Raw genomic sequence first — 13,585 nt, 5'->3', positions numbered from 1 at the left:
TAATTGTAATTCTGTAAATTGCGCCCCTCCTACTTACGTTTAATCGGTTTTGTATAAAGCTGGCACGGTAGTTGTAATACTCATTGAAAGATAGCGTTAAGCGTCAATTTTCCGATAGAGAGACTCCCTGTAATGCAGTTATCCGGTTACCTTCAGCGATTCGATAAAAGTCAGCTGCAGAACATTACCAGTGGCTTAGGCGCTCCCATTGTTCTTCTTGCCATTATGGGCATGGTTATTCTTCCCATGCCGCCATTTCTGCTCGACGTATTGTTCAGCTTTAATATAGCCCTGTCTTTAGTCATTATTTTGGTGGCAGTATTAACGCAAAAGCCAGTTGATTTCGGTATTTTTCCCCTAGTATTACTTATCGCTACTGTTTTGCGCTTAGCGCTAAACGTGGCCTCTACCCGTGTGGTATTGCTTTATGGGCATGAGGGGGGCGATGCGGCTGGTAAGGTTATCGAAGCATTTGGTGCGGTGGTTATTGGCGGCAACTATGCAGTGGGTGTGGTGGTCTTTGCTATCTTGCTTATTATCAACTTTAAAGTAGTCACCGCCGGTGCTGGGCGTATTTCAGAAGTAAGTGCCCGCTTTACGCTTGATGCCATGCCAGGTAAGCAAATGGCTATTGATGCCGATTTGAATGCGGGTTATATCGACCAAGATCAGGCGCGTGCTCGCCGAGAAGAAATAACCGCCGAAGCAGACTTTTATGGCTCAATGGACGGTGCGTCAAAATTTGTGAAAGGTGATGCGGTCGCCGGACTCTTTATCATGCTTATCAATATTGTGGGTGGCCTTTTTATTGGCATGATTCAACACGGATTAAGTTTTGGTAACGCCATCGAGGTATACACCATTTTAACCATTGGTGACGGTTTGGTGGCGCAAATACCCTCACTGTTACTGTCTGTGGCTACCGCTATTATTGTTACTCGTGAAAACGAAACCCAAGAAATGGGCAAAGAAATACGTAGTCAATTAGGTAACAGCCAAGCCCTTTATATTGCCTCTGGTGTTTTATTTGTCATGGGGATTATTCCTGGTATGCCTCATTTGGCCTTTATTGGGTTTTCAGTGCTTATCGCTGGTTACGCTTATTGGCAGGGTGTTGCGGCTAAACGCGAGGCAGAAAAACCTAAAACCCCAGCGAATATCGTGAAAGATGACACTGTTGCGCCCGAAATAAAAGAGCTTGGGTGGGATGATGTGCAGCACGTAGATACCATCGGTTTAGAAGTCGGGTACCGATTAATCCCCTTAGTAGATAAGTCTCAGGGCGGAGAACTGCTCACTCGTATCAAAGGGGTGCGTAAGAAGTTATCTCAAGAGTTAGGCTTTCTTATTCCACCGGTGCACATTCGCGATAATTTAGATTTAGAACCTAATTTATACACCATTGCGATGTTGGGCGTAACTATTGGCGATGCGCAAATAAGTCACGATGAAGAACTTGCGATTAATCCGGGTCAAGTATTTGGCAAGCTGGAAGGCCGTGCAACCAAAGACCCTGCCTTTGGCTTAGATGCGGTATGGATAAAACCGAATAAGCGTGAGCATGCGCAAACACTGGGTTATACCGTGGTTGATGCTGCTACTGTGGTTGCTACTCATTTAAGTCAATTGCTGACTAACAACGCCTACCAACTACTTGGACATGAAGAAGCGCAGCAGCTTCTAGATATGCTAGCTAAGCAGCATCCTAAACTAGTTGAAGGGTTAGTGCCTGATATTCTGCCGTTAAGCACCATTGTTAAAGTGCTGCAAACCTTGCTGTTTGAAGGAGTGCCTATTCGTGACATGCGTACCATTGTACAAACCTTGAGCGAATACGGCCCGCGTAGCCAAGACCCAGATGTACTAGTGTCTGCGGTACGTATTGCGCTTAAACGCCTAATCACCCAAGAAATTACCCAAGGTGCGAAAGAGATACCCGTCATAACCTTGGCGCCAGAGTTGGAACAGATGTTGCACCAGTCATTACAAGCAGGTGGCGAAGATGGCGCTGGTATAGAACCAGGACTGGCCGATAAGCTGCAAAAATCATTGCAGCAAGCTAGTCAGCAACAAGAATTAGAAGGTGAGCCTGCAGTACTTCTCACTTCCGGTATGTTGCGCCCCGTACTATCTCGCTTCTTAAAGTATTCGGTCGCGGGTTTACATGTACTTTCCTATCAGGAAGTACCCGACGATAAGCAGATAAAAATAGTCAGTTCGGTCGGTCAATAATCTGACACTGGGTGATTGGAGAGTTTTCAATGAAAATCAGACGTTTCTTTGGCAAAGATATGCGAGAAGCTTTAAGCCAAGTTAAAGCGGAATTGGGCAGCGATGCCGTTATCATGTCAAACCGAAAGCTTGCTGACGGTATCGAATTGGTCGCCGCTTACGATAAAGAACCGGAAGCCAAACTGTCGATTAAAAAGCCAGCGCCTAGTGCAGCAGGGCGAGCGAAAGCGGCTGTTCCAAGTCTTAGCGAAATCATCGGTGATGATGGCCCAGATAGCTTAAAAGCGCTGTTGGAAAAACAACATGGTGGCAGTATTCAAAGCCCAGCTTCAGCACCTAGTGCTAACGCTCAGCATGCCAATAAAATTGCATCACACTTAGACTTTTCAGAAGCCTTTATCGACGATGTAGAAGCCAGTCAAGTCGCCTCAGAATTCCCAAGCCATCAAGCGTCAAGTCTTAATGAAAGCATTGATAACAGCAGTGCTCCTCAGTCTGACGAATTATCTCAAATTAAAGAAGAGTTGGCGTCACTACGAAATGTGCTTCAATACCAAGTTGCTGATTTGATGGAAGCAAAAAGTCGTCGTCAGCAGCCTGTACATCATTATTTAATTCAGCGTTTAACCGACATGGGGTTAAGCCAATCATTGGCAGAGCAACTGATTAGTTATACGCCGTCGCATTACAACGAGCGTGACGCTTGGGTATATCTTTTAAACCTATTGGCTAATCGCATTAATGTGACAGGTAACGATATACTTACGCAAAAGGGCGCAGTAGCGTTAGTGGGTCCTACCGGAACAGGTAAAACCACTACAGTTGCTAAATTAGCTGCTCGTTACGCACAGAAATACGGCGCCGACTCCGTTGCCATGATTACGATTGATACCTATCGTATTGCAGCGTTTGAGCAATTAGCCACATATGGAAAAATTATTGGCTGCACAGTGCGTAAAGCACAAAGTAGTGAAGAATTATCAGATTTATTGTTTCAATTACGCCATAAGAGACTAGTGTTAATTGATACGGCAGGCTTTAGTCAACGAGATAGTCGATTAATTAAACAGATAAATCAATTTGATAACGGTCAAATGCAGCCAGTGAAAAAATACCTAGTAGCGCAAGCGAATACCCAATATGCTGCATTACAACGTATTATAGATGCGTACGAAGGGGTGGAACTTAGCGGTTGTATCTTTACAAAGCTTGATGAGTGCTACTCTCTAGGCGAAGTGCTTAGCGCAGCGGTGGAGTACCAGTTACCTGTCAGTTATGTAACAGATGGACAGAAAGTTCCTGAAGACATTAAGATTGCAGAAGCAAAATCTTTAGTATCTGCTGCTGCAAAGCTTTATAAAAAGTACGGTTTGAATCATACTACTAGTAACAATGTGGTTAAAACAGCACGAGCAGTATGATTGATGATCAAGCGAGTAGCTTACGAAAAATGAAGCAATCACGATTAATCAAAGTTATCGCCGTCACCGGAGGTAAAGGTGGCGTTGGTAAAACAAATATTACGCTAAACACAGCTATTGCTATGGCAAAGCAGGGAAAGCGGGTAATGGTATTGGATGCAGACTTAGGTCTGGCCAATGTGGATGTAATGCTAGGATTGCGAGTAGAGAAAAACCTCTCCCACGTATTATCTGGTGAGTGTACCTTGGACGATGTTCTCGTTACGGGTCCTCACGGTATAAAAATAGCACCAGCCACATCAGGTTCTCAATCAATGGCAGAGCTATCACCAACGCAGCATGCAGGACTCATAAGAGCATTCAGCGAGTTGCGCACGCCCATTGATGTGCTTATTGTGGATACCGCAGCGGGTATTTCCGATATGGTGCTAAGCTTCTCCAAAGCCTCCCAAGATATTATGGTGGTAGTGTGTGATGAGCCCACTTCACTTACCGATGCCTATGCATTAATTAAAATTCTTAACCGAGAACACGGTGTCTTTCGCTTTAAAGTGGTCGCTAACATGGTCCGCGATGTTAGAGAAGGTCAGGAACTTTTCAGCAAATTATCTAAAGTAACAGGGCGATTCTTAGATGTTGCGCTAGAATTGGTAGCAATAGTTCCTTTTGACGAGAACATACGCCGAGCAGTACGTAAGCAAACGTCAATTGTAGATGCTTATCCAAGTTCTCCGGCAGCAGTGGCGATTAGCCAGCTAGCAGCCAAAGCAGGATCATGGCCTATACCTGCGCAACCGGGTGGCCATTTAGAATTTTTTATTGAGCAACTAATAGCAGATAAAGCAGTAGGAAGTCAGCGTTGAATAGCAAAGCAGCCGCTTATCAACAGCAAACAGACAAGTCACAATTAGTTGAGCGTCACGCTTCGCTAGTGAAGCGGATAGCACACCACTTAATGGCGAGACTACCAGCCAGTGTTCTTGTCGATGATTTAATCCAGTCAGGTATGATTGGACTGCTAGAAGCTGCACGAAACTTTGACGGTTCCAAAGGGGCAAGTTTCGAAACCTTTGCAGGTATTCGTATTCGTGGCGCCATGCTTGATGAAATAAGAAAAGGTGATTGGACTCCTCGTTCCGTTCATAAAAACGGTAGGGCAATCACAGAAGCCATCTCTCAAGTTGAAGGTGAAACAGGCCGAGACGCGCGAGATGTAGATATTGCAGCTAAAATGAATGTTAGCATGCAAGATTATCATCAAATGCTGAACGAAGTGAATGCCGGAAAATTGGTGGGGATTGAAGACCTTGGGGTTTCTGAAGATGTCATTTCTACAGAAAAAAACCGAGGCAGCGACGCACCGTTAGAAGATTTGATGCAAGGGGCTTTCCAAAAAGCGCTAGCACATGCTATTACTACATTACCCGAACGGGAAGCGATTGTACTTTCTTTATACTATGATGAAGAACTGAATCTTAGAGAAATAGGCGAAGTTCTTGATGTTAGTGAATCGCGAGTAAGTCAAATTCATAGTCAGGCCATGTTAAAACTCAAATCACGAATGAAATCGTGGCAAGTTGACGAAGAATAGAAATTAATAACAATTAACCCCTCATTGGAGGCTATTTTGGATAAAAGTATGAAAATTCTCGTGGTTGACGATTTTTCTACCATGAGACGTATCATAAAGAACCTGCTAAAAGATTTGGGTTTTGCCAATATCCAGGAAGCGGACGACGGTAACACCGCGCTGCCTATGCTACAACAAGGTGATTTTGACTTTGTTGTAACAGATTGGAATATGCCAGGTATGCAAGGTATCGACTTATTACGCGCTATACGTGCCGACGATAAGTTGAAACACCTACCGGTTCTTATGGTGACAGCAGAAGCGAAGAAAGAACAAATCGTTGCCGCAGCGCAAGCTGGTGTGAATGGTTATGTTGTTAAACCTTTCACTGCCGCTACGTTGAAAGAAAAATTAGATAAAATCTTCGAACGTTTAGGTTGATCCAGACGCTCACCAGAGAAATGAGGTTTACTGGATGTCGACAAATGAAAGTGTCTCCATAACGCTCGAAGAAGCCAAAAAATTGGTAGCGTATCTTGAAGAGGGCGATAACGCATCAGCGAACGCTGTCTTAGAAGCTGTTTCGATGAAAGAGTCCATTGAGCTCTTTGCTGAAGTGGGTAAATTAACGCGTCAACTTCATGACTCGTTGAATAACTTCCAAATCGATGAACGTATTAAAAATTTAACCGTTGATGACATTCCTGATGCGCAAACGCGACTGATGTACGTTATCGAAGAAACGGAAAAAGCTGCCAATACCACCATGGACGCAGTTGAAGAGAGTATGCCAATTGCTGAAGTGCTCTCTACCCGTATCGAAAAAATTATGCCGGAATGGAAGAAACTGATGAATCGTCAACTTGAGTTGGGCGAATTCAAAGTTTTATGTGCAGATTTAGACGAATTGCTAAAAGACGGATCGAAACAATCAGCTAAGCTTACATCATTGCTTACCGAAGTGTTAATGGCACAAGGTTATCAAGATCTTACCGGTCAAGTTATTCGCAGAGTGATTGAACTCGTAAAAGAAGTGGAAGATAGCTTAGTTAATATGCTGACGATGTTCGGTGAACCCGAACAGGCGGAGCAAGACAAGCCATTGGAAGCGAAAGTCGAAAAAGTTAACAAGATCGATAGTGTCGAAGCCGAAGGTCCAATTATTGATGCAGACCAACGCGATGATGTGGTATCTGGCCAAGATGACGTAGATGATCTTTTGTCTAGCTTAGGTTTTTAGGGGAGCGGGCGCATGGCGTTTGATGTTGACGAGGATATATTACAGGACTTTCTAGTTGAAGCTGGGGAGATCCTTGAACAATTACAAGAACAGCTCGTTGATCTGGAAAATAATCCTGAAGATGCAGATTTACTGAATGCTATCTTCCGTGGTTACCATACCGTAAAAGGTGGCGCCGGCTTTTTGTCGCTTACCGAATTAGTTGAAATTTGCCATGGTGCAGAAAACGTTTTCGATGTAATGCGAAACGGACAACGTACTCTTACGCCTGAATTAATGGATACCATTCTTCAGGCCACCGATGTAGTAGTCGATATGTTTGAGCGTGTTAAAGCGCAAGAACCACTAATTCCTGCAGACGCAAAGTTAGTTGATTTGCTGCATAAGTTAAGCACCCCAGAAACCCCAGACGAAAACATCTTTGGTGACAGTAGTGAAGCGGCTGAAGTCCCCGCTGCCGAAGAAGAATTCGCGTTAGAAGAAGCGCCTGTACCTGAAGCGCCTGCCGCAAGTAGCGATGGCGGCATCGACGAGATTTCTGAAGATGAATTTGAAGCCTTGCTGGATGAACTTCATGGTTCAAATGCCCCAGGTAAATCTGCGAAAGCAGAACCAAAAGCGGCAGCCCCCGCGGTTGGTGGTTCAGGTGATGATATTACCGACGATGAATTTGAAGCACTGCTAGACGAATTGCACGGTAAAGGTAAATTCAAAGAAGAAGAACCAGCGCCTGTAGCTGCGTCGAAAGCGGCAGCGCCTAGCGGTGAAGAAATTACCGACGATGAATTTGAAGCATTGCTTGACCAATTACATGGTTCAGGACAAGGCCCTACAGCGCAAGGTGCTGAACCAGCAGCAAATACGCCGCCCGTAGATAAAAAGGCGACAGAAGCAATTCAGAAAGCCAAGGCAGAGCAATCTGCCGCTAGTACGCCGGCTAAATCAACGCCTGCCGCAAAAGCGCCAGCGCCTAGTCCAGCAGCTAAAAAAGCGTCAGAGCCCGCTAAACCAGCGGCTAAGAAAGACGACAAAAAAGCAACCCCAGCACCTCCTCAAGCAGAAACTACAGTTCGTGTTGATACCAAGCGCCTAGACCAAATTATGAATATGGTTGGCGAGTTAGTATTAGTACGAAATCGTTTGCTGAGTTTAGGAATAACCAATGCCGACGAAAGTATGTCGAAGGCAATTGCTAACCTAGATGTGGTGACGGGTGATTTGCAGGGTGCGGTTATGAAAACCCGTATGCAGCCAATTAAGAAAGTGTTTGGCCGCTTCCCTCGCGTTGTTCGAGACTTAGCACGTAGTTTGAAAAAAGAAATTACCTTGGAATTGGAAGGTGAAGAGACAGATTTAGATAAAAACTTGGTAGAAGCATTGGCTGATCCCTTAGTTCACTTAGTAAGAAACTCAGTGGATCATGGTATTGAAATGCCTGATGACCGTGCTGCTACAGGTAAAACCCGAATGGGGACCGTGAGATTATCGGCTTCTCAGGAAGGTGACCATATCTTACTTACCATTGAAGATGATGGTAAGGGGATGGATGCTGAAAAACTGAAAGAGATTGCTATAAGCCGAGGTGTTTTAGACGCCGATGCGGCTGCGCGTATGTCTGATGTTGAAGCGTTCAATCTTATTTTTGCACCTGGTTTCTCAACGAAAACTGAGATTAGTGATATCTCGGGCCGTGGTGTAGGCATGGATGTGGTTAAAACAAAAATTAACCAGCTTAACGGTACTATTAATATTGATTCCCAGCTTGGGAAAGGTACTCGACTCGATATTAAAGTCCCACTCACGCTTGCAATATTACCGACCCTAATGATTGTGGTTGGGAAACAAACGTTCGCGTTACCGTTAGGTGCGGTCAACGAAATTATCAATATGGACATCAAGAAAACCAATACGGTTGATGGCCAATTAACCATGATAGTTCGTTCTAAAGCGATACCACTGTTCTTCCTCGGAGAATGGTTGATCCGCGGACCTAAAAATATAAGCAAAGAAAAAGGTCACGTCGTCGTGGTTCAAATAGGCACCCAGCAAGTTGGATTTGTTGTTGATGCGCTAATAGGCCAAGAAGAAGTGGTGATAAAACCATTAGATGCCTTATTACAAGGAACGCCAGGTATGGCGGGAGCAACTATCACATCCGACGGTGGAATTGCACTCATCTTAGATGTTCCTAGCTTACTGAAGCGTTATGCTAAAAAGCCCTTAAAGTAAAACGGCGTAACAAATAGGAAATTAACATCCATGGTCTTTAAAGTCCTGGTCGTGGACGATTCTACTTTTTATCGTCGTCGAGTTCGCGAGATTCTCGACGATGACAGAGAGCTTGAAGTTATTGGTGAAGCTCGTAACGGGCAAGATGCACTAGATAAAATAGATACACTGCTACCTGATGTAGTCACAATGGATGTGGAAATGCCGATAATGGATGGCATTTCAGCGGTAAAAGCCATTATGGAAAAACGGCCCGTGCCTATTTTGATGTTTTCGTCGCTTACGCACCATGGTGCACAAGCGACCCTAGATGCGTTAGAAGCCGGAGCATTAGATTTTCTACCAAAGAAATTCGAAGATATCGCCCAAGACCGTAAAGACGCAGCACGACTGCTGTGTACAAAAGTAAGATTGATTGCACGGCGTGGTGTCGGTATAAAACGCCCTGTATTAAAGCGTATTGAAAGTAGGAAGTTTCCTGATAACGCGCCGAAACCAGCGTTTTTCAAGAGTTCTAATCTACTTAGCGGAAGGAAAGATGCCACGAGGCAGCCCACCGTTTCCTCGATTAAGGCTTCTGGTAAAAGGTATAAGTGTTTAGCAATTGGAGCATCTACGGGTGGACCAGTGGCATTGCAGAAGATACTGGTAGCACTGCCATCAGACTTTCCTTATCCAATTGTGTTGGTGCAACATATGCCAGGCACTTTTACTAACGCATTCGCACAGCGACTTAATTCACATTGCGATATTGCGGTTAAAGAAGCTGAACATGGTGACATATTGAAACCAGGTTGCGCTTATTTAGCGCCCGGCGGTAAACAAATGTTGATAGAGAGTTCAGGCTCTCATAAGAAAGTAGTAATTACCGACGCTAACCCGTCTGATAAAATAAACTATAAGCCGAGTGTTGATTTAACCTTCGGTTCGCTGGCCAAAGCTTATGGTGGCGATTTATTGGGTATTATATTAACTGGTATGGGTGCAGATGGGCGAGAAGGTTGCCGGTTGATGAAAGACAACGGTGCCACTATTTGGGCGCAAGATCAGGATTCATGTGTTGTTTATGGCATGCCTCAAGCGGTAGCTGTTGCAAACATATCGGTTAACAGTATTGATATAGATGATATGAGCAGCTGTATCTTAACCGAAATGACATAGCCTAAGCGCAGCGATAGTATTGCCTGTGAGTGAATGACAACCCAAGTAAATATAAGCTGGGAATTAAAACGATGAAGGTGTGGACAGTTGCAAACCAGAAAGGCGGAGTTGGTAAAACAACAACAACAGTAACCTTAGGTGGTTTGTTAGCTCAACGCGGGAAGCGGGTATTGATGGTCGACACCGATCCCCACGCCTCATTGAGTTACTATTTTGGCATAGACGCAGAGTTACTCAGTCAATCTGTCTACGACATTTTTATTAAGTCTTCTGAAATTACTGCCGATATGGTCATGGACTGTTTGTGTCCAACTAAGCTAGATAATTTGTACGTTTTGCCCGCTACCATGGCGCTAGCCACATTAGACAGAACAATGGGTAGCGAGCAAGGAATGGGCTTAGTGCTAAAAAAAGCGCTGGCCAAAGTAGAGAAAGAATTTGATGTGGTCATTATTGATTGTCCGCCAGTACTTGGTGTACTTATGGTCAACGCATTGGCAGCATGCAATAAAGTGATAGTGCCGACACAAACAGAGTATTTGGCGCTGAAAGGCTTAGACAGAATGATACGCACTATGGAAATAATGGGGCGCTCTCTTCAAAAGTCTTTTGACACTGTGATTATTCCTACTATGTTCGACAAACGCACTAACGCGGCGCTTGAATCTAGAAAGCGTTTAATGAGCGATTATGGAGAGCGGGTTTGGCAAGGTGTAATTCCCGTAGATACGCATTTTAGAGATGCGAGTTTAGTACAGTTGCCAATTTCCGCAGCATACCCGAAAACCCGAGGGGTAACGGCTTATAGCAAGTTACTTGAGGTTTTGGAGAAGTAAAGTTAGATGAGCAATCAAGGACCTTTTGCACGGGAAGACGTTGTAGAGGCTTATCTCGATAGCCTATTAAAAGAGCCAGATGATCCGGCAGACGTGACTGCGCGAACGGCAAAATTGCTTGAGCAAGCGGTGCAAACGTTAGCCGAAGAAGCCACATTTGATGAAGCACCTACCACTGAACAAGTAGTGGTTGAAGAAGCCATTATTGAAGCAGTGTCATCTAGCACAGGCAAAGATGTCGAAGAAACTACGCAATACGAAAAAAGCGACTACAATGAAATAGATAATGAGACTGCTGAATCAGTCGATGCCTCTTCAGAAGAGGAGCAACCTTTAGAAAAAGCATTGTTGGTCGACAGCCTCGAAAATAATTTTCAGGCATTATTTTTTGAAGTGGCAGGGTTAACATTAGCAGTGCCATTAACCACCCTAGGTGGTATACATCAGATTGAAAAGATAGGCCCTCTATTTGGGAAGCCGGATTGGTTCATGGGGGTAATGATACATCGCGAAGAGAAGCTTAGCGTTGTAGATTCTGCAAGATGGGTCATGCCAGAAAAGTATGATGAGAGTCTCGCAGAGTCATTGAACTACCGATATCTTATTATGTTAGGGGATAGTTCGTGGGGATTGGCCAGTGAGAAACTGGTTAACACGGTCACCTTGGCAAAAGCTGACGTCAAATGGCGTGAGTCTACCGGTAAGCGTCCCTGGTTAGCGGGGATGGTTAAAGAGAAAATGTGCGCGTTAATTGACGTTAACGAATTAATATCTATGCTTAACAAAGGCTTAGGCAGTAACGACCAGACACCGAGTATTGGGAGCCAGGTTCATGAGCGACGAAAGAACGAACAGTAATACCACCGATAGTAACGATGAAGTCCTTCAATGGGTGACATACCGCTTAGGTGAGGAAACATACGGTATTAACGTAATGCAAGTACAAGAGGTATTGCGTTACACTGAAATTGCACCTGTACCCGGCGCACCTGACTACGTACTAGGTATCATTAACCTACGTGGTAATGTTGTTACGGTCATAGATACACGTGCACGTTTTGGATTACCACCAACAGAAATAACGGACAATACCCGTATTGTGATCATCGAGTCTGATGAACAAGTCGTGGGTATACTTGTTGATAGCGTGGCTGAGGTGGTTTACCTTCGCTCGTCTGAAATTGACAGTGCGCCAAACGTGGGTACTGAAGAAAGTGCTAAGTTTATCCAAGGTGTAAGCAACCGAGACGGTGAGCTTCTTATTCTCGTGGATTTAAACAAGCTTTTAAGTGACGAAGAGTGGGATGAACTAAGTTCAATTTAGTCAACCTACACGTCTAAAGGGCAGGTAACTAAGTTATCTGCCTTTTTTATTTCCGGTTTACATAGGTACGAATTAAGGCTTCTTCGCATATGGATCTGCAGTTTATTGCTCCAACAATCAACGAACTTATATTGCTTGCGCTTGTGATAGCACTTGGTGTTTTTGCAATATGGCTGACGTTTAAAGAGCGAAAAACACATGCGGCATTAAGCGAACTGCAAGACCTGGTAACGCGTAGAACCGATGACATGGATACCCAAATTCGAGATTTTGGTCATCAACAAAATGAAGCACAAACCAGAAGCTTAGTGGTCACTCGCCATCTACAAGCCCTTCAAACTAAACAAGATGACTTCGAAAATCAGATTCGTGAACTAAAACTCCAGGATCCCTCCCTAAGGCTTTATCAGCGAGCGGCCGAGTTAGTAAAGCAAGGCGCTAGTATCGAGGAAGTGATGGAGGCTTGTGATATTCCTCGTGCCGAAGCAGAAATGTTATTTATGGTACACAAACAATCCCCTTCTGGGTAATGTAATTAAACGTCCGTTTAGACGTCTAGACGTAAAGATGTTGACATCTGTGTGGTAATTGCCACAATACAGTCATAGTAACTTATGACTGGAGCCTTCTATGCCAATTCGTATACCAGAACAACTGCCTGCGCAGAATGTGTTGTTGGGCGAAAACATCTTCACCATGGAGAGCAATAGGGCGGCGAATCAGGATATACGTCCTCTTAAAGTGGGTATCTTAAACTTGATGCCTAATAAAATTGAGACTGAAGTACAGCTGTTGAGATTACTTTCCAACACGCCACTTCAAATTGATGTAGATTTTATTCGCATCGATAGTCAGGCACCCAAAAATACCCCTCAGTCTCACATGGATGCTTTCTATCACGACTTTTCACAAGTGGCAGACAAAAAGTACGATGGGCTTATCGTGACTGGTGCTCCTCTAGCATTGTTGAAATACGAAGACGTAAAGTACTGGGATACCATGACTACCATTTTAGAATGGGCACAGCGTCACGTTAACTCCACGCTATATTTATGCTGGGCTGCACATGCTGCTATGTACCATTTTTATAACTTTACCCGCACGCTGCGCAAAGAAAAATTTTCAGGCGTGTTCGAGCACAAAGTAAACGACCCCCATAATGAATTATTGCGTGGCTTCGACCCGGTATTCTATGCGCCTCATTCTCGCTATGGTCATATCGATACCGCGAATTACAATAGTGTAGATGGACTGCATGTGGTGGCAGAGTCTGAAGAAGTAGGCGCTTATATTGTCGCCTCAGAAGATAAGCGCATGGTGTTTGTTACGGGGCATCCAGAATACGATGCTGATACCCTTGGCGATGAATATTTTAGAGACGTAAAGGCAGGGCAGACACCGTCTATACCCAAAAACTATTTTACGGATAACGATCCGACCAAGCCACCTATCGTCAGATGGCGCTCCCACGGGAGTCTGTTTTTTACGAACTGGTTAAACTACTATGTTTACCAAACAACGCCATATGACTTAAATCAGTTAGCTGAAAAATCACAGCCAAAGAGGTAACGC

The 13,585-nt window shown here is 44.4% G+C and carries 13 protein-coding genes; all 13 read left to right on the top strand.

The features are described from left to right. The first annotated feature begins 132 nt into the window (after positions 1 to 132). The 13 genes from flhA to metA all read left to right on the top strand — a co-directional run bounded on the left by flhA (position 133) and on the right by metA (position 13,582). Positions 133 to 2,232, top strand: a complete 2,100-nt coding sequence (gene flhA, locus C7Y69_RS04855) for a flagellar biosynthesis protein FlhA (RefSeq protein ID WP_013785092.1) — start codon at positions 133 to 135, stop codon at positions 2,230 to 2,232. A gap of 29 nt (positions 2,233 to 2,261) precedes the next feature. Continuing rightward, a complete protein-coding gene (flhF, locus tag C7Y69_RS04850; protein WP_013785091.1) occupies positions 2,262 to 3,653 on the top strand; it encodes a flagellar biosynthesis protein FlhF in 1,392 nt (463 codons plus the stop codon). Further along, complete coding sequence (locus C7Y69_RS04845) at positions 3,650 to 4,516, top strand: MinD/ParA family protein (RefSeq protein WP_126871970.1); 867 nt, start codon at positions 3,650 to 3,652, stop codon at positions 4,514 to 4,516. The genes flhF and C7Y69_RS04845 overlap by 4 nt, the downstream gene beginning before the upstream one ends. Beyond that, positions 4,513 to 5,244, top strand: coding sequence for an RNA polymerase sigma factor FliA (locus tag C7Y69_RS04840; RefSeq protein WP_013785089.1), 732 nt, complete (start codon positions 4,513 to 4,515; stop codon positions 5,242 to 5,244). Before C7Y69_RS04845 ends, C7Y69_RS04840 begins: the two co-directional genes overlap by 4 nt. 36 nt (positions 5,245 to 5,280) lie before the next feature. Beyond that, positions 5,281 to 5,664, top strand: a complete 384-nt coding sequence (cheY, locus tag C7Y69_RS04835; RefSeq protein WP_013785088.1) for a chemotaxis response regulator CheY — start codon at positions 5,281 to 5,283, stop codon at positions 5,662 to 5,664. A gap of 34 nt (positions 5,665 to 5,698) precedes the next feature. Next, positions 5,699 to 6,463, top strand: coding sequence for a protein phosphatase CheZ (locus C7Y69_RS04830; RefSeq protein WP_126871969.1), 765 nt, complete (start codon positions 5,699 to 5,701; stop codon positions 6,461 to 6,463). Between the two features lie 12 nt (positions 6,464 to 6,475). Next, on the top strand, positions 6,476 to 8,692 hold the full coding sequence (locus C7Y69_RS04825) for a chemotaxis protein CheA (protein WP_126871968.1): 2,217 nt from the start codon (positions 6,476 to 6,478) through the stop codon (positions 8,690 to 8,692). Between the two features lie 30 nt (positions 8,693 to 8,722). After that, positions 8,723 to 9,853, top strand: coding sequence for a chemotaxis response regulator protein-glutamate methylesterase (locus tag C7Y69_RS04820; RefSeq protein ID WP_013785085.1), 1,131 nt, complete (start codon positions 8,723 to 8,725; stop codon positions 9,851 to 9,853). Positions 9,854 to 9,924: 71 nt separating this feature from the next. Beyond that, positions 9,925 to 10,689 (top strand): ParA family protein, encoded by a 765-nt coding sequence (locus C7Y69_RS04815; protein WP_013785084.1) that lies wholly within the window; start codon positions 9,925 to 9,927, stop codon positions 10,687 to 10,689. Between the two features lie 6 nt (positions 10,690 to 10,695). Continuing rightward, positions 10,696 to 11,547: a chemotaxis protein CheW gene (locus tag C7Y69_RS04810; protein WP_013785083.1), complete on the top strand. Its 852-nt coding sequence runs from the start codon at positions 10,696 to 10,698 to the stop codon at positions 11,545 to 11,547. Beyond that, on the top strand, positions 11,522 to 12,013 hold the full coding sequence (locus tag C7Y69_RS04805; RefSeq protein ID WP_013785082.1) for a chemotaxis protein CheW: 492 nt from the start codon (positions 11,522 to 11,524) through the stop codon (positions 12,011 to 12,013). The genes C7Y69_RS04810 and C7Y69_RS04805 overlap by 26 nt, the downstream gene beginning before the upstream one ends. An 89-nt stretch (positions 12,014 to 12,102) precedes the next feature. After that, positions 12,103 to 12,543, top strand: coding sequence for a DUF2802 domain-containing protein (locus tag C7Y69_RS04800; protein ID WP_013785081.1), 441 nt, complete (start codon positions 12,103 to 12,105; stop codon positions 12,541 to 12,543). A 100-nt stretch (positions 12,544 to 12,643) separates the two neighbouring features. Further along, positions 12,644 to 13,582 (top strand): homoserine O-succinyltransferase, encoded by a 939-nt coding sequence (gene metA, locus C7Y69_RS04795; protein ID WP_013785080.1) that lies wholly within the window; start codon positions 12,644 to 12,646, stop codon positions 13,580 to 13,582. Positions 13,583 to 13,585 lie beyond the last annotated feature (3 nt).

Origin of the sequence: Alteromonas sp. KS69 (genome assembly GCF_003989595.1) — a bacterium.
GTDB classification, from domain to species: Bacteria; Pseudomonadota; Gammaproteobacteria; order Enterobacterales; family Alteromonadaceae; genus Alteromonas; species Alteromonas naphthalenivorans.
This window is presented reverse-complemented; position numbering and strand designations above follow the sequence as displayed.

Bases quoted from the DNA above. Each gene is read 5' to 3' on its own strand.
- flhA (WP_013785092.1), top strand. From the start codon at position 133: ATGCAGTTATCCGGTTACCTTCAGCGATTCGATAAAAGTCAGCTGCAG.
- flhF (WP_013785091.1), top strand. From the start codon at position 2,262: ATGAAAATCAGACGTTTCTTTGGCAAAGATATGCGAGAAGCTTTAAGC.
- C7Y69_RS04845 (WP_126871970.1), top strand. From the start codon at position 3,650: ATGATTGATGATCAAGCGAGTAGCTTACGAAAAATGAAGCAATCACGA.
- C7Y69_RS04830 (WP_126871969.1), top strand. From the start codon at position 5,699: ATGTCGACAAATGAAAGTGTCTCCATAACGCTCGAAGAAGCCAAAAAA.
- C7Y69_RS04825 (WP_126871968.1), top strand. From the start codon at position 6,476: ATGGCGTTTGATGTTGACGAGGATATATTACAGGACTTTCTAGTTGAA.
- C7Y69_RS04820 (WP_013785085.1), top strand. From the start codon at position 8,723: ATGGTCTTTAAAGTCCTGGTCGTGGACGATTCTACTTTTTATCGTCGT.
- C7Y69_RS04815 (WP_013785084.1), top strand. From the start codon at position 9,925: ATGAAGGTGTGGACAGTTGCAAACCAGAAAGGCGGAGTTGGTAAAACA.
- C7Y69_RS04810 (WP_013785083.1), top strand. From the start codon at position 10,696: ATGAGCAATCAAGGACCTTTTGCACGGGAAGACGTTGTAGAGGCTTAT.
- C7Y69_RS04805 (WP_013785082.1), top strand. From the start codon at position 11,522: ATGAGCGACGAAAGAACGAACAGTAATACCACCGATAGTAACGATGAA.
- C7Y69_RS04800 (WP_013785081.1), top strand. From the start codon at position 12,103: ATGGATCTGCAGTTTATTGCTCCAACAATCAACGAACTTATATTGCTT.
- metA (WP_013785080.1), top strand. From the start codon at position 12,644: ATGCCAATTCGTATACCAGAACAACTGCCTGCGCAGAATGTGTTGTTG.